This window comes from Paraglaciecola hydrolytica (assembly GCF_001565895.1).
Taxonomy (GTDB): Bacteria; Pseudomonadota; Gammaproteobacteria; order Enterobacterales; family Alteromonadaceae; genus Paraglaciecola; species Paraglaciecola hydrolytica.
In genome coordinates this window covers 665,957-686,430 of the sequence record NZ_LSNE01000005.1, presented here as the reverse complement: position 1 = coordinate 686,430, position 20,474 = coordinate 665,957, and the positions used below count along the sequence as shown (strand labels likewise).

General features: G+C 41.5%; 23 protein-coding genes. 2 read left to right on the top strand and 21 right to left on the bottom strand.

Annotation, left to right across the window (positions count from 1 at the left end):
* Nucleotides 1-93: 93 nt before the first annotated feature.
* From AX660_RS23560 to AX660_RS10980, 8 genes are all read right to left on the bottom strand, one after another.
* Nucleotides 94-1,491: a transglycosylase SLT domain-containing protein gene (locus AX660_RS23560; RefSeq protein ID WP_068376419.1), complete on the bottom strand. Its 1,398-nt coding sequence runs from the start codon at nucleotides 1,489-1,491 to the stop codon at nucleotides 94-96.
* A gap of 8 nt (nucleotides 1,492-1,499) precedes the next feature.
* The gene (locus AX660_RS11010) at nucleotides 1,500-2,333 is read right to left on the bottom strand and encodes an ETEC_3214 domain-containing protein (protein ID WP_068376417.1); all 834 of its coding nucleotides are present in this window, start codon (nucleotides 2,331-2,333) and stop codon (nucleotides 1,500-1,502) included.
* A 79-nt stretch (nucleotides 2,334-2,412) separates the two neighbouring features.
* On the bottom strand, nucleotides 2,413-3,006 hold the full coding sequence (locus AX660_RS11005; RefSeq protein ID WP_068376414.1) for a hypothetical protein: 594 nt from the start codon (nucleotides 3,004-3,006) through the stop codon (nucleotides 2,413-2,415).
* Nucleotides 3,007-3,204: 198 nt separating this feature from the next.
* On the bottom strand, nucleotides 3,205-4,206 hold the full coding sequence (locus tag AX660_RS11000; protein WP_068376412.1) for an MlaD family protein: 1,002 nt from the start codon (nucleotides 4,204-4,206) through the stop codon (nucleotides 3,205-3,207).
* A gap of 3 nt (nucleotides 4,207-4,209) precedes the next feature.
* A complete protein-coding gene (locus tag AX660_RS10995; RefSeq protein WP_068376410.1) occupies nucleotides 4,210-4,860 on the bottom strand; it encodes an ATP-binding cassette domain-containing protein in 651 nt (216 codons plus the stop codon).
* Nucleotides 4,857-5,693 carry an ABC transporter permease gene (locus tag AX660_RS10990; protein ID WP_157884325.1) on the bottom strand — a complete coding sequence of 279 codons (837 nt, stop codon included), beginning with the start codon at nucleotides 5,691-5,693 and terminating at the stop codon, nucleotides 4,857-4,859. The genes AX660_RS10995 and AX660_RS10990 overlap by 4 nt, the downstream gene beginning before the upstream one ends.
* Nucleotides 5,638-6,396, bottom strand: coding sequence for a hypothetical protein (locus AX660_RS23200; protein WP_157884324.1), 759 nt, complete (start codon nucleotides 6,394-6,396; stop codon nucleotides 5,638-5,640). The genes AX660_RS10990 and AX660_RS23200 overlap by 56 nt, the downstream gene beginning before the upstream one ends.
* Nucleotides 6,397-6,979: 583 nt before the next feature.
* Nucleotides 6,980-7,984 (bottom strand): LacI family DNA-binding transcriptional regulator, encoded by a 1,005-nt coding sequence (locus tag AX660_RS10980; protein ID WP_068376407.1) that lies wholly within the window; start codon nucleotides 7,982-7,984, stop codon nucleotides 6,980-6,982.
* Between the two features lie 171 nt (nucleotides 7,985-8,155).
* Between AX660_RS10980 and galT the strand changes: the two genes are divergently transcribed.
* The gene (gene galT / locus AX660_RS10975) at nucleotides 8,156-9,217 is read left to right on the top strand and encodes a galactose-1-phosphate uridylyltransferase (protein ID WP_068376406.1); all 1,062 of its coding nucleotides are present in this window, start codon (nucleotides 8,156-8,158) and stop codon (nucleotides 9,215-9,217) included.
* A 5-nt stretch (nucleotides 9,218-9,222) separates the two neighbouring features.
* On the top strand, nucleotides 9,223-10,386 hold the full coding sequence (gene galK / locus AX660_RS10970) for a galactokinase (protein ID WP_068376405.1): 1,164 nt from the start codon (nucleotides 9,223-9,225) through the stop codon (nucleotides 10,384-10,386).
* A gap of 70 nt (nucleotides 10,387-10,456) precedes the next feature.
* Here the strand turns inward: galK and AX660_RS10965 are convergent, their stop codons facing one another.
* The 13 genes from AX660_RS10965 to AX660_RS10905 form a co-directional block, all read right to left on the bottom strand.
* Complete coding sequence (locus AX660_RS10965; RefSeq protein WP_068376403.1) at nucleotides 10,457-11,188, bottom strand: DUF3313 family protein; 732 nt, start codon at nucleotides 11,186-11,188, stop codon at nucleotides 10,457-10,459.
* 55 nt (nucleotides 11,189-11,243) lie between these two features.
* The gene (locus AX660_RS10960) at nucleotides 11,244-12,119 is read right to left on the bottom strand and encodes a DMT family transporter (protein ID WP_068376401.1); all 876 of its coding nucleotides are present in this window, start codon (nucleotides 12,117-12,119) and stop codon (nucleotides 11,244-11,246) included.
* Nucleotides 12,120-13,475, bottom strand: coding sequence for a magnesium transporter (gene mgtE, locus AX660_RS10955; RefSeq protein ID WP_068376399.1), 1,356 nt, complete (start codon nucleotides 13,473-13,475; stop codon nucleotides 12,120-12,122). It lies immediately after the preceding gene.
* A gap of 189 nt (nucleotides 13,476-13,664) precedes the next feature.
* A complete protein-coding gene (locus AX660_RS10950) occupies nucleotides 13,665-13,940 on the bottom strand; it encodes an HPr family phosphocarrier protein (protein WP_068376397.1) in 276 nt (91 codons plus the stop codon).
* Between the two features lie 34 nt (nucleotides 13,941-13,974).
* A complete protein-coding gene (gene rapZ, locus AX660_RS10945; protein ID WP_068376395.1) occupies nucleotides 13,975-14,820 on the bottom strand; it encodes an RNase adapter RapZ in 846 nt (281 codons plus the stop codon).
* Nucleotide 14,821: 1 nt separating this feature from the next.
* Entirely contained in the window at nucleotides 14,822-15,265 is a 444-nt protein-coding gene (gene ptsN, locus AX660_RS10940) for a PTS IIA-like nitrogen regulatory protein PtsN (RefSeq protein ID WP_068376393.1), read from the bottom strand.
* Between the two features lie 15 nt (nucleotides 15,266-15,280).
* Nucleotides 15,281-15,568 carry a ribosome hibernation promoting factor gene (gene hpf, locus AX660_RS10935; protein WP_068376390.1) on the bottom strand — a complete coding sequence of 96 codons (288 nt, stop codon included), beginning with the start codon at nucleotides 15,566-15,568 and terminating at the stop codon, nucleotides 15,281-15,283.
* Nucleotides 15,569-15,593: 25 nt separating this feature from the next.
* The gene (locus AX660_RS10930; RefSeq protein WP_068376388.1) at nucleotides 15,594-17,075 is read right to left on the bottom strand and encodes an RNA polymerase factor sigma-54; all 1,482 of its coding nucleotides are present in this window, start codon (nucleotides 17,073-17,075) and stop codon (nucleotides 15,594-15,596) included.
* Nucleotides 17,076-17,144: 69 nt separating this feature from the next.
* Nucleotides 17,145-17,870 (bottom strand): LPS export ABC transporter ATP-binding protein, encoded by a 726-nt coding sequence (lptB, locus tag AX660_RS10925; protein ID WP_068376386.1) that lies wholly within the window; start codon nucleotides 17,868-17,870, stop codon nucleotides 17,145-17,147.
* Nucleotides 17,870-18,415, bottom strand: coding sequence for a lipopolysaccharide transport periplasmic protein LptA (lptA, locus tag AX660_RS10920; protein ID WP_068376384.1), 546 nt, complete (start codon nucleotides 18,413-18,415; stop codon nucleotides 17,870-17,872). The genes lptB and lptA overlap by 1 nt, the downstream gene beginning before the upstream one ends.
* Nucleotides 18,378-18,944 carry an LPS export ABC transporter periplasmic protein LptC gene (lptC, locus tag AX660_RS10915; protein ID WP_068376382.1) on the bottom strand — a complete coding sequence of 189 codons (567 nt, stop codon included), beginning with the start codon at nucleotides 18,942-18,944 and terminating at the stop codon, nucleotides 18,378-18,380. The genes lptA and lptC overlap by 38 nt, the downstream gene beginning before the upstream one ends.
* A complete protein-coding gene (gene kdsC, locus AX660_RS10910; RefSeq protein ID WP_068376380.1) occupies nucleotides 18,941-19,495 on the bottom strand; it encodes a 3-deoxy-manno-octulosonate-8-phosphatase KdsC in 555 nt (184 codons plus the stop codon). Before kdsC ends, lptC begins: the two co-directional genes overlap by 4 nt.
* Nucleotides 19,495-20,472, bottom strand: coding sequence for a KpsF/GutQ family sugar-phosphate isomerase (locus tag AX660_RS10905; RefSeq protein WP_068376377.1), 978 nt, complete (start codon nucleotides 20,470-20,472; stop codon nucleotides 19,495-19,497). The genes kdsC and AX660_RS10905 overlap by 1 nt, the downstream gene beginning before the upstream one ends.
* Between the last annotated feature and the right edge of the window lie 2 nt (nucleotides 20,473-20,474).

Here is a 20,474-nt window from a genome sequence, read left to right as displayed (position 1 = left end):
CATCTGACATTGAATAAAATGGTTACTATTTACATGTTCTGAGCTGGCTAATATTTTTTGTAAGTTACCAGCCAGAACCACAACTTTTTTACATTAAATTGCATCAACTTTTAAATAAATACTCTTTCTGTTGATGACTTTATTTAAATAATTTCGTGTTTCTTCATAGGGTAAATCTTCAACTAATCGTTGGTAAACCTGCTCTGGACTTAGGCCATTGATTATTTTCAAGGCATTATTAATGTTGCGTGATTTGTCTTTATTGAAGGTTTTGGCGACATTGCCACTACCCGTATTGTAAGCAGCGACAGTGCAATACATACGGCTTAAAGGGTCGTTGATTCCTTTCAAATATCGGCTGTTGAGTATGTGGACGTAGGCCACTCCTGTTTCAATATTTTGTTGTGGGCTATAAAGATAGGCCTCGGCCATGGCTTCATCTTTATCAAATAAAAAACGATTTACATCAATACTTGCTGATCTTGGGACTATCTGCATCAGGCCAAAAGCCGGAATATGCGACTTTGCTTGTGGGTTAAAGTAGCTTTCGGTGTGAATGATCGACAGCAGTAAACTGGGCTGTAATTCCCATCGTTTACTCTGTTGAATGACTTCTTTTAAATAGGGCTCTGCTTTTTGCATGTCACCTTTTTCTGCCAGAGGAATGTGAAAAGTGGTGATCTGTTTTTTAGCTAATTCAGCTCGTTCTACTTTGTTATTGTTAAATTTTTTGCTTTGCTCCTGCAATCTATGCAGACGAGCTTGTTGCTCTTTGTCTATTTCCTGCTTTTGGCGAGTGATCAAGTCTTCACTATTCTTAGCCGAACCATCTACCTCTGTCGATTCTACAGAAACAATGTCTAACATGATTTCTACTTGGTTTTTCTGAGCTTCTGTCTGGCGCTTGATGTTGGCCACTTCATTGGAAATGAGCTGTTCTAAGTTATTTTCGACAAGGGGTTTGTGTGTTTCTGTATTCTCTATCGCCTTATTTACCAATTGATTGAGGGTTGATTTATCTAAAGTTTTGCCAGTGAATTGCTCTAGGGGTGGGGGCCTATTGGCTGACTTGGTGTTGGACTCTGTGGCTTGTTGTATTGCCTGTGAAATTTGCTTAGGGCTAACTGTCTCATCATCTTCATGTAAGATACTGATGACAATTTGATTATTTTCATAATCCAAGACCGTTTTACTGTCACCCCTTTCATCGTAAATGACGTATTTACTTTCCGACGAGATCTCGGCCTCACCCCATCTACTGATCAATTTATCACGAATATCATCAAGTCGTTTAAAGTGTTCTACTCTAAATTGTTGATATTCTGCTAAATATTTTTCCTTCCACACTTCAAATTCAACCTGTTCTCGGGCGAGTGCTTGAGGACTTTGTTTTTGTATTTCAGCTTCTAATTCTGCAAAAGGATCGGTTTCTTGGGCGGATACGTCAAATAATGTAAGTAAGAGAATGACTGAGATACCTGCAGGTTTCATGTTGGCTCCTAGCTTTGGGTAAACTGTTGATATTCATAACGCGTTAACAATGCCTCAGCGATAAAAGCAGGTTCAATGTTCGTCATAGAATAAAAGTTAGGGTAAATTGAAGATCGTACCAAATGAACGGCTTCCAATGTCTCTTCTTCAGTTGCTGAATACGTCTCTTTTTCAATCAAGGAGGTCAACACTTCGCTCACTTTCTCACGTGCCATGGTTGTTGCCGAAGCTGGAGCAAGATTAGCGCCGTACTCTACATAACCACGAATTTGAGTTAAAAACATTTGCTGTTTACCCAGCATTTTTGAATCAATAAAGTACAATAAATTTGAGTTATCAAGTGCATAAATGCGCGGATCTTGATTAGCCTGTTCAATAGTTGAACTGCCTAAGTTTTCTGCAAAAGGGATAATTGGCGTGAAGTCATCAACTTTACTGATCACGGTATAACCAACAATTTGTTCGTCTTGTGACACCAGAGTGAGATCGTATTTTTCTTTGGAATAATAGTGGAATTGAATTTCAGGATTCAGTTTTGAACGTTTAATCACATAAGGTTCACCCACCATCGACTTTACATATTCAAGGCTATTACCTACGTTGATTTGTTTAATCTGGTCGTACTCAATATTGTGGGTAAAATTGGCCAGAATGCTTTCATATATTGTAATTGCGATTTCTTTGGTGTCGTTCCATTGACCGGCAGAAATCATTAAGGCCGCCGTCATCATTATTGATGTTTGCACTCGGCGCCAAAAGCTATTTTTTTGCGCCTCCTGAATGGCAATAACATCATCGCCATTCAACTTAATTGCACCGTTATCTTCTGGCTCATGTTGCATTTTTATCTTCCTTATTCAATGTCTAACATACAGGCAGCGTGGCTTTCTGGTCATCACCACCTTTCCATGAACCCTATAATTAGTTTGTCAGTTTTTTAATAGTAACATCTAGCTCTTCTTGTGCTTTGGCCGCTTTAAATTCTTGATACAAAAACCTTTCATCTTGTGGGTTAATGTTACGTTTGCTTTGCTCCATAATGGCGTCAAACAATTCTTTGGTTGCCGTCGGACTTAAGGTCATCATCGCGCAAAAATGGTTTTGACCACCAATATCAACGATATCGGATTTGATGACTCTTGAGCCATTTAATCGTTGTTGAGTTAATTGTTTGGATACTGAGCTAAAATTTGTACCCGTAGTCATTTCATCATTTGAATCAACTCTGCTGGCATAAGTTTTATCCAAACCCTCTACTTTAATTTCGATTTGTTGTGCCAAGGCTAGCCTAGCATTCGCGCTGGCCATTTTTTGATCAATTGACATGTTGCCTGAAAATTTTACGCAGTCTGTGGCGGCTATGCCATCTTCGACCACAGGGTTTAGCACCCAGGATGGAATATTCATAGTCAACTTATTTTTAGGTGCTTCTTCAGGCATTTTTTTTGATGTAGCACCACAAGCGGAAAGCGATGTACCTATGATTGCGCCGAGTATTATGTGTTTTAATTGCATTGTTATTTCCTTTTTCCTTCGTTATCAATTTACCACTCATAAAAATGAGAGTGGCAACATTTTTAAGTTCCCTTTCTCAGGGGGCACTGGCAATTCCTGACGTAGTTCCGATTGATTTATACAGCAAACACCAACGGTGTCTAAAAACTAGTCGACTTTCACTGGTAAAGTCAATTTCTTTAGCCTTCTGATATTAAATTACGGTTTTTCTAGTGATAATTTTGACGATGTATTTGTTTGCTCTTGATTGGAATATAACGTCGAATCTGCGGGATAAATAATAGGGACTTCAGTTTTAGTTTCGGGGTTTTCATTAGGAGAAGCAAATAACCAGTGTGACTGCAGAGTTTTAGTTAATTTTGTAACTTCATACAGGGCTGTATTAGTTGCCATTAAGGTATCAGGGGCAAGTGTTGCTGTTTCATTTAAATTACTGATGAGATGATTGCTATTTTGCATTAGCTGCTGAGAATCATTGAGGGTTCTATTCCAATTTTGCAGGCTGTGGGTGATTTGTGGATCAATATTATTTACGGCCTGATTAACATTGCTGATTAAAAAGTTGCCAGCGTCCAGCAATGGTGGCAGTTTTTGTAATGATTGGCTTAGTGTATCGCTACTGTTGGCCAAATTTTGTAGGGTCAAATTGATGGCTTGTTGGTTATTACTGAGTGTTTGGCTGACCCTGTCTAAGTTAGCCATGATATTGGATAAGGTAGTTAACAAGCCTTCGAGATCTAATTTTTGAAATAAGGCATTCATGGATTGTGGCTCAGTGACGGGTACGCTTGCACCAGCTGTCAATTCATCTTCACTTAGACCAATATGCCAAGACAGGGAGTTGCCAGACAACATTGAATTTAGTGCGATGGCCGAGTCGATTTCTAAGCGACTATCTGTGTGAAAAAAACGCATATATTGTCTATTAAGTAAGATTTTTAATCTTACTTGGGCTTTATCGGTCAATTCAATATTTTGTACTTTTCCTATGGCTATGCCCGAAACTTTGATTGGTGTGTCTTTACCTATGCCATAACTTTCGCTGAGTGTGGCCTCTACTGGCAACCAATATCGAGTATCCACCGTTTTAAGATTTATGATCCACCACAACACTGAGGCAATAATCCCGAGCACGATGACTAGGCCAATCAACTTGTCTTGCCAAGAAGGGTTAAATGCGTGATTAGTTGAAAAACTCACCAATTACTCCTGTAACTTACATTCATTAATGGTCAATATCTGGTCTGCAAAGCCAATTTCGTCACCAGAGCTGGTTGTCATGATAGTGGCAAAGCCAATCTCTTTTTGCTGTTGTGCTATTACGGCTAAGGTATTGTCTAACATCTCGTCTGACATTCCTGCCTGCAATTCATCAATTAACAAGACTTGGGGTTGTATACATAATCCCCTCAATAAATTGATTAAGCGCGTTTGTACATCATTTAGTTGATGAGGCTCTAGGGCCAATAAATGACTAAGGTCTAGCAAGTCTGCCATTTCTAAGATGCGTTGTTTGGCTTTTTTTTTATTTAATACTGAATTGTATAACAGTGGAAATGCAACATTGTTGTAATTACTAAATGTACTAATGAGACCACCGTGCTCATAACAATATGCCACCGTTCTAAATCGTTGTTCATCTGGCATATCATGCACACTGAGTTTGTTGAGTAATACTTGACCACCGCTTGGCTTATGGATGCCGGCGCAACATTTCAGAAATGATGAGCCACCATCTAATACCGCAGTTTCAATACAAAATGTTTGCCCGCCCTTAATGCTTAAAGCAACGTCAGAAAACAAACGGATCTCATTAAACTGCAGTGAAAAATTGACCAGCTCAAACTGCGTCATAAATAGCCCACGATTGACAACGCGACATTAATACTTACAACAAGTAATAGTTGTAGTGAGGTGGCCGAGGCAATAGCACGCGAAATTTCAGTAAAGCGATTGCCTACTTTACTGCCAAAATAAATACAAATTAAACCTATCAATATGCCGCCAAACAACACCTTTAATATACTGGTTATTACGTCTACCGCAGAAATTTGCGTGCTGATAAGTTGTACAAAATGTTGCAATGGTAGATCTGCTTGATAGGAAAAGTTAATAAACAAATAAGAAGAAAACAAACACACCAATACAAAAATAAGCTGCATCATTAATAAGCTTAAGGGGAAGGCAAACAGTACTGGCAGTAAAAAAATAGCAAGAGGATCCATGCCTTGTGCTTTTAATGCTTCAAATTGGTTGTGTAATTTAAGGTGACCCATTTCGAATGTAATTGCGGTTGCAGAGCGTGCAATTAAAATCAATGCTGAAAACATCGGGCCTACTTCTCTTACCACCACAGTGACAAAAAATTTGGCGTAATAGTCGCTGAACAACATGCCTTCAGGTAATAAAGTATAGGCTCTGGACATGACTAACGAGCTCAACAGTAAAGCAATCAATACGTTGATATAAATGGATTTTAAGGCGATGTTGAACAGTTGGCGTTTAAATAATAACCAGAATATGGCACGTTTGGGCGCTGAAATTAAGGTGGAACAACGTTTTACACTTAAAAAGAACAAACCAAATAAGTCACCGCTGGCATGCAAAATAGCCGCGAGTTTGAGAGGAATGTTAGCGAGCAGATAACCAAACATTAAACCATTCGCTAACATGTTGATGGGCTTCATGACTTTGCAGGCCATCCAAGAGCAATAGACTTTGCGCTGCAAATTGACGGGCCATTGGTTTGTCACCAGTTGCATAATAAAGCTGTGCCATTAGAAAATAACAATCGGCTATCTTATGCCGTTGTTTATGCTGGTGGAATAATAACGCTGCCTGTTCTAGTTTGCGCAAATCTGCTTGTTGCTTGCCGAGCAAATATAAAAGTTGTGCTTGTTGCAAACTACCTTCTGCAATGCTGCGTTGTTGCGCTTGAGGGGGGATTTCGCCCTTTGCCAATTGTACAGCTGTTATTTGTTGTGGAGTAAATGCAAAGGTTTCAGCCCGTTTTAAGCTTGTTGCATCTTGGAACTGTAAATAATAAATTAATTCTGTTTGAAAATGTCGCTCCCCCTGATCTGGTAATAATTCAACCGCATATTGAGCTCGTTGACAGGCCATCTTTTTACGTTCTTGCTGGGTTTCCACTTGGCAGAGTAACAAGGCACTATGCCATACAATTAACCAATTTTGCTGCCTGAGAGCCTCATTTAGTAGGTTAGTTAAAGGTGGGGTAGGTGTGATTGGCTCGTTAACAATTTTCTGCCACTGTAGCTGTAATTGTTCTGATTGCAAATTGCCATTGGTATGAGCAGTACAAGCACCTAAGCATATGGGCAATAACAGTAAATATGGGAAAGTAGTAAGACACTGCTTTATCTTTTGCAACAGCGCGGATAAATACCTTAGCCTATGTTTGAGCTTTTTTAACAAGGTGTATGCGAACAATAGTTTAAATTGTTTTGTATAAAGTGCGAGTGTATGGCTCAGATGGTTAATTCTGCTCTGCACGGACATCCCTATTGGCAACCTGCTGTGTATAAGTGGTATACGTTGTAAGTGGCGTATCGAAGCATTTATATTAGTTAACTGCGTATCCTTTAAAAAGTAAAGCTAACATTTATTCAGGTTAGACATGAGCAACATTAGCCTAGTGTTTGTTGCCAACTGTGCTGTTGGCAACATGTAGGTAAGTTATTAGTAAAATTCATGGTGTAATATGCTTGAAAGTTCCGTGCTTGAATCTCAATCTAATAATCAATTTTACGGCTAAAAAATAAAGTTACAGGCTAAGCAGCATGTCAATTAAGTTAGGTTGTGGAAACAGCTCCGATTTACCTGGTTTCCTTACATTTGCATGAGACCACGTTCCTTTGATTTTGCCGTTATAGGCATTCTGGTTGAATTCAAATGCTTTTACACTTTCGTTGAATAGGTTTATTGACCGTTGTAAAAGACCTCGCGGCTAAAACTACTTAAAATATGTCGATGTTGATTCTCGTTTTATCAGTTGAGGTATGAATTTTAGCTTATTTGTCGCAATTCTCGGCTCTTGGCTGTTACGTAAGGCCAGTTGAGCAGCATGTTGCGCCATAAGGTCGATGGGGTATTGCAGCGTAGTCAGTTTAGGTCTGGAATAGCGGGCTAATAGTACATCATCAAAACCGATAATCGATACATCTTTGGGCACCGAATAGCCGTTGTCTTCTAAGGTTGAAATAGCGCCAATGGCCATCGCATCGTTATAAACAAAGATAGCGCTAAAATCTTGACCAGAAGCCAATAAGGTCTGCGCGGCGATTTCGCCTCCTTGTAAAGTCGGCTCTGCACTCACTAAATTTTTACTATCAAAAGTGATATTGGCTTTTGCAAGCTCATCCACAAAACCAGCCAGGCGTAATTTAGGATCATCAATGTCAAACGTACTGGTGATGCAGGCAAATTGCCGGTGTTTTAATGCCAGTAAGTGCCGAGCGGCAATTTTTCCACCTTCGTTATTATCCAACCATACACATCTATCTTTAATGTCTGCGATATAGCGGTCAATCAATACAAAGTGGGGGTGGGCCTTAAACAGTGTTATCAGTTCGTCATCTGCTATTTTTTTACTGTGGATGACGATGGTTTCGCAGCGTCTCTCAAGTAATAAATTTATCGCTTCACGCTCGGATTCAGCACTTAAGCTACCGGTACTGATAAGTAACTGCATGTTTTGTTGGCGCGAGACCTTGTCGATGCCGTTAGCTAGCGTGGCAAAAAAAGGGTCGGAGACATCCGGAATGACTACCCCAATAGTGGTGCTTTTATTGGTGACTAACGCCCTAGCATTGGCATTAGGACGATAGCCCATTTCTATAATGAGCTTATGGATTTTATCGCGCAAAACGGGGCCAACCTTTGGCCCATTGTTCACCACCCTTGAAACAGTGGCATGGGAAACCCCTGCGGCTTTGGCGATATCTTTTAAGGTCGTCATGGTAAACGTGAAACCTGATTATTAATAATCCTATACATGCGTAACAACCTATAATGTAATGGCATGAAAATCAATAAATACCCTCATACAATAAACGTGGATCTGATTGGGGAAAACGTGTACCCTTTGTTATATCAAGTGTAATATCAATTTTGAGCAGGTAAAGTGACTATGGTTTTTGATCCTACAGAACATCCTCATCGTCGTTGTAACCCCTTATTAAATGAATGGGTGTTGGTCTCACCTCATCGTGCTAAACGTCCTTGGCAAGGGCAGGTTGAAAAACCTCAAGTAAATACTAATCAAGCTCATGATCCTGAATGTTATTTATGTTCGGGTAATACTCGAATTAACGGTGAAGTGAACCCTGATTACAGTGGCACCTTTGTTTTTAATAATGACTTTGCCGCCTTGATGCAAGATACACCTAGCTCTGCCCAAAGTAACGATGACTTATTTACCTTACAGGCTGCCCGTGGCACCAGTCGGGTAATCTGTTTTTCACCTGCACACAACCTCACATTGCCTGAATTATCTTTGCCCGAATTGGAAGGTGTTATTCAAACTTGGCAAGAGCAAGTCGCTGACTTATCGAATGAGTATGCGTGGGTGCAGGTTTTTGAAAATAAAGGCGCTGCAATGGGCTGCTCAAATCCCCATCCCCATGGTCAAGTCTGGGCCAATGATTTTGTTCCTAATGAAGTCGCTAAGGCGGAAGCCAATCAACGTAAGTATTTTGCTAAACATGGCAGCGCTTTGCTATTGGATTATGCACAGCGTGAATCCGCCGATGGTAGCCGCACTGTAGTGGAAACCGAACACTGGATCGCAGTTGTACCTTATTGGGCAGCCTGGCCATTTGAAACCTTGTTATTACCCAAGTTTAAATGTGCGCGCTTGGTGGATGTGAATGCCCAACAGAAAGCTGATTTGGCTATTGCGATCAAAAAGTTAACCAGCCGCTACGACAATTTATTTCAGTGTTCTTTCCCTTACTCTATGGGCTGGCATTGGGCTCCAAATAACCTTGATGAGACCGAACATTGGCAAGTGCATGCGCATTTTTATCCACCTTTGTTGCGCTCTGCCACAGTTCGCAAATTTATGGTGGGTTATGAAATGTTGGCTGAACCACAGCGTGACTTAACACCTGAACAGGCAGCAGAAAAATTACAACAAGTGAGTGATGTTCACTACAACGACATCCTCAATAACAAAAACACTAGAGCGTAATCCACATGACCGGTATTTCTGAATCTCGTTTAGCCGAGCTAAACCGTACTTTTTTAACCATCTTTGGTTTGGCGCCTACTCGCCATTTTCAAGCCCCAGGCCGCGTCAACTTGATTGGTGAACATACCGATTACAACGATGGTTTTGTGCTGCCTTGCGCTATTGATTACCAGACCCTAGTGGCAGCATCCCCCAGAACTGACATGAGGGTGCGAGTCGTGGCCTTGGATTATGCAAACCAGCAAGACGAGTTTAGCCTTAGTGATGAGATTGAGTCACATCCGACTCAGTTGTGGAGTAATTACGTCCGTGGTGTGGTCAAGCATTTACAATTACGCGGCATGCAGTTTACCGGTGCTGACATTGCTATTACCGGTAATGTACCTCAAGGTGCTGGTTTGAGTTCTTCCGCTTCCTTAGAAGTGGCTATTGGGACTACCTTCCAACAACTTTATAACTTGCCCATGACTAAGGCTGAAGTAGCGCTCAATGGTCAGGCCGCTGAAAACCAATTTGTAGGTTGTAATTGCGGCATTATGGATCAAATGGTCAGCGCCTGTGGAGCACAGCATCATGCATTGTTACTGGATTGCCGCTCATACGATACCCAGTTAATTTCCATGCCTGAGTCCTTGTCAGTCATGATCATTAACTCCAATGTAAAACGTGGCTTGGTTGACAGTGAATACAATACCAGACGTAAACAATGTGAACAGGCCGCTGATATTCTTGGTATTAAAGCCTTGCGTGATATCAGTTTAACTGAGCTACAAAATAAAAAATCATTATTGCCTGAAGTGGTTTATCGCCGCGCCCATCATGTGGTATCTGACAGTGAACGTACCTTGTTAGCGGCTGATGCACTGCGTAATAATGATATTAAAACACTGTCAACATTGATGGCCGATTCCCATGTATCTATGCGTGATGATTTTGAAATTACTGTAAAACCTATCGACTATATCGTTGAGTTACTCAGTGAATATTTAGCTGAGCAAGGCGGTGTACGTATGACGGGTGGTGGTTTTGGTGGCTGTATTGTGGCGCTGATGCCCCATGCTTTAGTGGATGGCGCCAAACAGCTTGTTGCTCAGCACTATCAGGCCAAAACGGGTATTAAAGAAGATATTTATATTTGTAAGGCGAGTAATGGCGCAGGCGAATTGTAAGGGTTAAGTTAACGCTAAAAGAGCCACATGAGTGGCTCTGTGGTTTTAAGTCGGGTTAATTCTGAGATGTTTAATCAGAACCTTGTGCTTGCATTTGCGCCAACGAACTTGACTGCAAACTACTCAGATCGTCATGTAAATATTCAACCCAACGTTTAAATACTTTACGCCATGCCTGATTTTGCGAGGTTTTATTGTTGCTATCAACCTGCAAGTTTAAATTCCCATTGATTGCTATATTTCCGGTGTTCACTTCCATGCCGTCTTCTATTACCGCCAGCAACTCACCTGATTGTGAGTCAGCAATTACGGCCTGAAAAGTCACTGTGCCAATACCCTTTTCATCTGAACTCACGCCTACGGTGCCGAGATTATTGTCTTTGTAGCGTTTGTTGTAAGGCATAAAGTTTTTTAAGCGGAATTCCACCGCCAACACATCTTTTCCGCCTTGCAATGTCGTACTGAAACCTGCACGTTCATTAAATATTTTTTGTGCAAAATCATCAAAATATTGGCAGATACTGTCCATTTCATCCCACGACGAGTCATACCAGCTATTTCTTAAATCTTTATCGGCATTTGAATCTACGGTGAGGCGGTCAAACTGCATGGGAAAAAAAATGACTTTATTATAGCGGCTGAAAACCTCGGGATGACTCACCACAAAACGATCAAAATGACTATTGTTTAGCTGTTGCATTGCTGATTGGGGAACCGCACTAAACTCGGCTACTGTTGCCTGTTTTGAACTACTGCAGGCAGTCAAAAAGGGAATAACTAATACACATAAAAATTTGTTCATTGTTGATACTCGAGGCCTAAAAATTGAAAATAACATGGCTTGTAGACTAGCCAAATTATGAAATATCTTTATTAAATCGTGACAATATCACCACTGCTATTCCACCTAAGACTAAAGCAGCTGACAATATTAGATGCAGGGTGAGTGCCTCATCTACTAACCATAATCCACCTAAAGCCGCCCAAATTGGCACCGACAATTGACAGACCGCCGCAAGGCTACTAGGGAGTTTAGGTAGCACCAGATACCACAAGGCATAACCTAAGCCCGATGCTAAGGCGCCAGACAAAACAGCATACATTACCCCAGATAAACGGTAGTTGAACTCGCCCTGTAAATAAATGATGACCATGCCGATGAATGCGAAGGGTACTAAACGGATAAAATTACTGGCGGTATCTTCTAAGGGGGCTACCGAACGGGCACCTGTCAGACTATAAAGTCCCCATGCAATGCCAGCTAATATCATTGAAATACAGCTCAGCGTATCTGATGCATTCAGTTGTGGAAAAACAAAATAGACAAAACCAATTAATGAAATGACTACGCCCATGGTTTCTATGGTGTTAAGACGATGCCCTGATAATCGATTGGCTAATAACATGGTAAATTGCACAGCAGCAAATAACAGTAAAGCGCCGCTGGCAGTGCCCAACTGTACATAAGCAAAGGAAAACCCCACAAGATAAACTAATAAATATGCAGCACCGGTCGTACTCCCATATTGAGTTATTTTGCTGAGTTGAGCTTTATTGCGGGCCAACAAAAGCAGCCATAATGTCAGTGCTGCGGCACTAATACGAATGACAGTAAAATCTAAGGGGGGCAAGGACTCAAGGGATAGGGCTAAACGGCAAAGTATGGAATTGGCAGCAAAGGCTAACAGCGCTAACAAGGTAAAACTAGTAGTGCTAAGTTGCCCTCTAGTCACTTATAACAGCAACCAACTGGCTGTGCCTAAAAAGGCGAAGATGCCAACCACATCGGTAATGGTGGTGAGTATTACACTGCCGGCTAAGGCTGGATCTATGTTCAATTTTTTCATGATCATTGGTAGCGTTGCACCCGCTAAACCCGCGGCTATCATATTGATTAACATAGCAAAGGCGATCACAGCGCCTAACATTAAGTCTTGTTTCCACAAGGCGATAACAGAAGCGATCAGTATCGACCAGATGATGCCATTCAAAAAGCCGATGGCCAGTTCTTTGGTGATTAACCACCTAGCATTATTAGCACTCACATGACCTAAAGCCATACCACGAATAACCAAGGTTAAGGTTTGGTTACCTGCTGCTCCACCCATACTTGGCACTATGGTATTTAATATGGCAAGAACAGCTAATTGACTCAGAGCGGCTTCAAATAAGTCACTAACCGCGGCGGCCATCAAAGCAGTAAACAGATTAACACCCAACCAAATGGTGCGTCGCTGTGTACTTTTAACCACAGGGGCGAAGGTGTCTTCTTCATCATCCAAACCGGCCATACTCATCATCGAGTGTTCGGCATCTTCACGGATAATGTCTACTACATCATCAATGGTAATTCGGCCCACGAGACGATTATTTTCATCAACTACGGGGGCGGATAACCAGTCATAACGTTCAAACAGGCTTGCCACTTCGTTGTCTGGCATGTTCACCGGAATAGCTTCTGAGCTTTTGATCAGGGTATCGACTTTGGTATCTGCGGCGGCGGTGACTAACTTAGTTAAGGCCACGCCACCAATGAGTTTATCTTCTCGATCAACCACATAAAAAGTATCAGTATTTTCTGGAATTTGGCCCTTTAAACGCAGATAACGTAAAAATACTTCGACGCTGATTTCAGGACGCAAGGTAATGGCATCGGTGTTCATGATAAAACCGGCGGTTTCTTCGCCGTAAGATAAACCCTGCTGTGCACGCAGTCTGTCTTGTTCATCCATTGACGCCAATAGATCTTGAGATATCGCTTCTGGCAGACTGCTTAGGGTCTCAACCAGATCATCGGTATCCATCTCTTCGAGAGCATCGGCCAACTTTTCCGGCAACATATTGCGGATAATGCCGTTACGCACATCTTCAGATAATTCTTCCAGTACATCACTGTATAATTCAGGTTCAATTAACTGCCATATTTCAGTTCTGATACGGCTATGACTGGATTCAAGTAATAAGGCAACATCACAAGGCGCTAGACTGCGTAACTTGGCCTGAACTAGCACAAAATCACCGTCACTGAGCGCATCATTAATTGCGCGTAACTGGTGATTGGTGCTTAAGGCTTCGAAAGTATCTGGCATAGGTTTAACTTGATGTCCTTTAAAGTGATTTGTGTATTTGGGAAAATTGCAGAAAAATCAATGATGTGTTGATTTTGTATTGCTAGTTTAAAGTAAGCTGGCTTTTCGATCAGTACAAATTTAGGACAATATTGAAAACAAACTCAAGCTAGTCGAATTGCAGAGGGTGAGCTTGTCACACTTAAGTTATTACTCAGCCTCGTTAAAACGCCCTACGATTAAAGATTCTACCGCAGCTAATGCTTCTTCGGCGTCCTCACCTTCACTGACCACCGTCACTTCTTTACCTTGATTACCTTCTAACATCATCAACCCCAATACACTATTGGCTGAGGCTTGTTTATTACCCAGATGTAATGTCACAGTGGCTGAAAAGTTATTAGCCAATTGCACTAACTGAGTTGCAGCTCTGGCGTGTAAGCCGAGTTTGTTAATGATGACAAAGGTTTTTTCAAGTTTGTTCATAATACTTCTGAGTAAAAAGTGAGATATAAGCTGTTTATTGATTTAAGGTTCTATGACGAATCTGTACATCGGGATGTGAATCGCTAAAGGTCTTTGCCAATGTTTCGGCTACATACACAGAACGATGCTGCCCACCTGTGCAACCAATCGCCACTGTTACGTAACTACGATTGTTACGCTCTAAATGGGGCAACCAAGTCGAAATTAAATTCTGAATTTGCCAGATAAATTTAGTCACAATAGGCTGTGAACCCAGAAAAATTTGCACTGGTATATCTAAGCCAGTTAGATGTTTTAAATCTGGTTCCCAATGGGGATTAGGCAAAAAACGTGCATCAAATACGTAGTCAGCATCTTTGGGTATCCCGTATTTAAATCCAAAAGATTCAAAGACTAACACTAATCTGGAGCTTTTTTTACCGAGTATACGTTCACGTACTAATTCTGCTAACTGATGCACCGAGAGTTGATCGGTATCAAGATACAAATCCGCACGTTCAGCAATGGGCGCTAATAATATAGATTCAGCGTGAATGGCTTCTGCCAAGGATTTATTTTGTCTGGATAAGGGATGTAAACGTCTGGTTTCACTAAAACGCTTTACTAAAATATCATCACTGGCATCTAGATACAGGATCGTCATGTGCCAAGTAGATGGCAGATAATCGAGGATTTCTACTAATTCATTAGGATCTTTGGGTAAGTTGCGCACATCAATACTGACCGCAACCTGATCGTATTCATCTACTACAGTGTGGGTGAGGGTAGGTAACAAATTAACCGGAATATTATCAACACAGTAATATCCCAAATCTTCTAAAGCTCTTAATACGATAGATTTACCTGAGCCCGAACGCCCACTGATAATAATGAGTTTCATGTCAGCTCATGACCTTAAACAATTCTTCGTCGGTATGAGCATCACGCATACGTTGCAATGTGTCTTTGTCAGTTAATTTAGCCGCAATTGCCGACAACGTGCCCAGATGCTCAGCAGCTTTGTCTTCTGGAACTAAGATGGCAAAAAAGATATCAACTGGCAGTTTGTCGATGGCGTCATAGTCGATAGGTGTTTCGTTAGTTAGCACTATGGCTAAAACGTTTTTCAGATCTTTAAGTCGTCCATGGGGCAAGGCAATGCCATTGCCAATTCCTGTACTGCCCATTCTTTCGCGGTTCATTAAACTGGCTAGAATGGTCGCCTGATCAATATCAGTAATATGTTTACTCGCCACATTACTGATCAATTCGAGAACCCGCTTTTTACTGGTACCCTGAACTGCACAGAGAGTGCAGTCAGGTTGGAGAATGTCTTTGATTTCCATTATTTATACAATCACTTAATGGCGTTTAACTTTTTCCTTGTGCTTAATCACTTGACGGTCAAGTTTATCGATTAAAGCATCAATGGCGGCGTACATATCTAAATGCTCAGCATTGGCAAAAACTTCAGCACCGCTAAGATGGAGAGTGGCTTCGGCTTTCTGGTTGAGTTTTTCGACGTTAAGGATCACATGTACATTGTTGATGTGATCAAAATGTCGTTCAAGTTTGGTAAACTTTGAATCGACATATTGTCTTAATGAATCAGTAATTTCTAAATGGTGACCAGTTAGGTTTATTTGCATATCGCCTCTTCCTTTTCTAATTTGCCTATAAAAGACTCTTACGTTGGTTAGACGGGGGGATCAACAATGACTCCCGATATTTTGCTATTGTTCGCCGCGCCACGACTATGCCTTGGTCGGCCAACAATTGGGCAATTTTACTATCACTCAAAGGTTTACTTGGTTTTTCTGCTGCAACTAACTTTTTGATCAAGGCCCTGATCGCGGTTGATGAACATTCACCGCCGACATCAGTGGCTACATGGCTCGAAAAGAAGTATTTAAGCTCAAATATTCCTCTGGGGGTATGCATGTACTTTTGCGTAGTTACCCGCGAAATGGTTGATTCATGCATGTCCACCATTTCTGCGACATCATTTAACACCATTGGTTTCATCATTTCTGGCCCGTGCTCAAAAAAACCAATTTGTTGCTGCACGATACAGTTAGAAACTTTGAGTAAGGTTTCGTTGCGACTTTCTACGCTTTTGATAAACCATTTAGCTTCTTGTAAATGAGAACGGATAAACTGGCTGTCACTGCTGTTTTTAATGCTCTTACTCATGGCCGCATATTGCTGATTGACATTGAGTTTGGGTAAACTATCGGGATTAAGTTCAACCATCCAGCGACCATTCTTTTTGGTCACCGAAACATCAGGAATGACATACTCTGGCTCCCCGACAATTAAGGCACTGCCAGGGCGTGGATTAAGGGTTTGCAATAAACGCATGGCTTCGCGCAGCTCATCTTCTTTAAGACGGGTTTTGCGCATTAGAGTGCGATAATCTTTGCTGCCAATGAGATCACAATAATCGGTGATCAGCATTTTGGCTTCTTCTAACCAAGGAGTGTCGGGGGCAAATTGGCGCAATTGAATCAACAAACATTCTTGTGGACTGCGTGAACCTGAACCAATGGGATCAAACATTTGAATGCGTTTGAGCACACATTCCACTTCATCCAGATCGATGTCTTCATCGTTCATGCTTTCCAGTACTTCTTCGGCACTGATGGTCAGATAACCTGATTCGTCGATGGAATCAATAATGGCGGTAGCAATGGCAATATCGGTATCACTGAAGTGAGTTAACCGCATTTGCCACAACAAGTGATCTTGAATGTTGTCGGTGGTTTCACCCTGAAAAACTTGATCGTCATCCACGCTGACACTGCCTGAGCTCATTGAGGGAGCAGATGAAGCGCTAATGTATTCATCCCAAGTACTGTCTAAAGGCAAGTCTTCAGGGATGTCATTATTTTGTAAGGCATCACCGGTTTCTATGGTCGCCGCATCAACTTCTATTCGGTCGTTTGAACCATCAGAGCTAAAATTGGTTTCTAAGGCGCTATCACCGCTAGCGGTTTCAAAAGGATCGGTAATTTCTAATAAAGGGTTGGAATCCAGTGCTTCCTGAATTTCCTGTTGTAAATCCAAAGTAGAAAGTTGCAATAGCCTAATCGCTTGCTGCAACTGAGGCGTCATGGTGAGTTGTTGGCTAAATCTTAACTGTAAAGAGGGTTTCATGTACTTCTTATGCTTAGTCCGTTGTGGTTAGTTTAACCGTGCGAAATATCATGTTGAGTCAGGGTCTAACTATAGCCTGAATTGCTCACCTAGGTATACATCTCTTACACGTTGATCGTTTAAAACTTCCTGAGCTGTGCCGGCGGCGATAAGCTCGCCGTGGCTGACAATATAAGCCTTTTCACAGACATCTAAAGTTTCGCGCACGTTATGGTCGGTGATTAAAACACCTATACCACGATCGCGTAAATGCTGAATGATCTTTTTGATATCGTTGACTGATATGGGATCAACTCCAGCAAAAGGTTCATCCAATAAAATAAATTTTGGCTCGGCTGCTAAGGCTCTGGCAATCTCTACTCGTCTGCGTTCACCGCCGGATAAACTCATGCCCAAACTATTACGAATATGGTTGATATTAAATTCATCTAACAAGGCATCAGCCTGCAACTCACGCTGCTCTGTTGAGAGCTCTTTACGGGTTTGCAGTATGGCCATTAAATTTTGGTAGACAGTCAGTTTTCTAAAGATAGACGCTTCTTGTGGCAAATAACCTATACCTTGTCTTGCTCTGATATGCATTGGCTGCAAAGTCAGCTCTTGCTGATCAATAAAGATACTGCCTTTGTCTAAAGGCACTAAACCAACAATCATATAAAAGGTGGTGGTTTTACCCGCGCCATTAGGCCCAAGTAGACCTACTATCTGGCCTGAAGATACTTCCAAACTGACATCACGCACGACTTGTCTAGATTTATAGGATTTGGCTAAATTGGTGGCTTTAAGTAAGGCCATTAAGGTTGATCATCCTGTGTATTGGCGCTTTGAGGTTTTTTGTTTTCTGGCTGTAAAATCGTGATCACTCGACCATCACCTTGATTTTGCCCTTGGGCCATAATTTGTTCGAGTTCCATATTAAATACAATTGAGTTGCCTTTAACACTGCTACTATTTTGCTCCACTTCGGCATTACCTTCGAGTGATAAGGTACGGGTTTCGCGATGATATTCGATTTTATTGGCTCTGGCGTGCACCATAGTGCCATTTTCTTGTTGCTGTGAATATTGTGCTGGCGTACCAGTGGCGACAAATACTTCTCTGTCTGCACCATTGCTGGCATCAATTTGCATTTCTTCTGCTTTAAGCTCTAAGGTACCTTGTGTAATTAATACGTTACCGCGATAAACCGAACGTTTAGCGATACGATCAAGAAAAGATTGCTGAGAAGCAATTTCAATGGTTTTAGAAAAATCTTCTTTACCGGCGTAACTCACGGCAGGCAAACCTGTCATGACGATAAGGCTAATGCCGAGTAGAAGGTTGAAACACGGTTTTGACATGATCTAATAACTCGTATTGTTGTGTTTCAAGATTGGCCTTGAAACCATTGCTGTTAATAACATAATTTGAGCCGACAATTTTAACATATTGATCCGACGTCATGGTTTTATCACTTAAATTGATTTCAACAAAGTTAGTGGAGACTGTTTGTTGTAAACCATCGTCGGTTTGACCTGTGACAACCACATCAGTTTCAAACTGCAGGCGTTGATCATCGTACAAAGTACCTTCGTTAGCATTAATTTTCCACGGTGTAGCGGTTGGTGAATATAAGCTATATTCAGGGAACTTAAATAAGGTAAATCCTAATAAATCAAAGTGTTCCATTTTTTGTGCAAACACCTGATGATTAATCTTGCCGTCTTTGTTGTAAACCGTGCTACGCATAGTGCGTGCCTGATAATTTGGCACCCAAGCTTCTTCAGTCTGAGATTTAGGTATTATGTCTTCCTCGGCCAGCCAATCAGGTAAACTCAATCCCAAAGCTAATAAAAACAGTAAGGCAATACAAATGGTTACGCGGTTCATGTACTGCTCTCGTTTATTGAATTTAGTTTGCCTTTGGCTAACAAAATTAAATCACAAACTTCTCTGACTGCACCAAAGCCGCCATTATTTTGGGTAATATAGTTGGCTCGTTGTTTGACACTGGGGTGACCATCTCGCACCGTAAAACAGATGTTGCTAAGCTCAAACATACCTAAATCGGGTACATCGTCGCCAATTGCTGCGGTAAATTTGTTGTTCGCGCCTAATTGTTTTTGCAAATCTGCGAGAGCTTGTTGTTTATCCTCACATCCCTGAATAATGTATTTTACCCCAAGTGAATTCATACGTTGTTCAACAATATTAGAACGACGACCAGTAATAACAACGACTTGCACACCTATGGCCTGTAAGGTCTTGATCCCATAACCATCGCGGGTATGGAAGGCTTTTAGCTCTTCACCTTGTTGCCCCATATAAATACGGCCATCGGAGAAAACGCCGTCCACGTCACAAGCTAAAATCTTTATTTTAGCAAACTGCTTGAGTAGATTTTGTGAAAGTGGGCCATATAGGGTGTCTACTGTTGCCATTAAATAATGCCTGCCTGTAATAATATTTGCATGTTGATTGCGCCAATGGGTTTATTTTCCGCATTCACTACAAACAAGGAGTTAATTTTTCGTTTTTCCATGATTTTAAGTACTTCAGCCGCCAACATGGATGGAGGTGCAGTAATACAGTTGGCAGTCATTACTTGTTTAATGGCTACATTATGCACATCAATTCTATCATCTAGTACTCGACGTAAATCTCCATCGGTAAATATGCCGATCAATTTGTCTTCACCATCGATAATACCCGCCATGCCCAAACCCTTGTGGGATATTTCGACTAATACCTGACGTAGGCTTTGCTCAGGTTTAACCAAAGGCAAGCGTTCGTTGCTCAACATAATATCACTAAGTGTTAGTAACAGCTTGCGGCCTAAAGAACCACCAGGGTGGGATAGGGCAAAATCCTGAGTGGTAAAGCCTCTGGCGTTGAGTAAAGCCACGGCTAGAGCATCACCCATAACCAATGTTGCCGTGGTACTAGAAGTGGGTGCAAGCCCAAGAGAACAGGCTTCTTGGCGCACTTTAATACACAAATTAACATCTGCATAGTTGGCAAGGGTATTCGATGTGCTGTTTGACATAGCAATGATGGGTACACCTAAACGTTTCACCACTGGTAATAAGGCAAGCAACTCAGCGGTTTCACCTGAATTGGATATTGCCAGCAGCACATCTTGCTCGGTAAGCATACCTAAATCGCCGTGATTAGCTTCGGCGGGATGCATAAAAAATGCAGGGGTGCCGGTGCTTGCTAAGGTTGCTGATATCTTGTTGCCCACATGGCCGGATTTACCCATGCCACAGACTACAACTTTGCCCTTGCACTTTAATATCAGTTCACACGCCGCGACAAAATTGTGGTCAATATATTGTGTCAGTTCGCCAATGGCTTGTTGTTCAATGGCAATGACACTGAGAGCCGACTGGATAAAATCACGATTTTGTTGGTTCATAA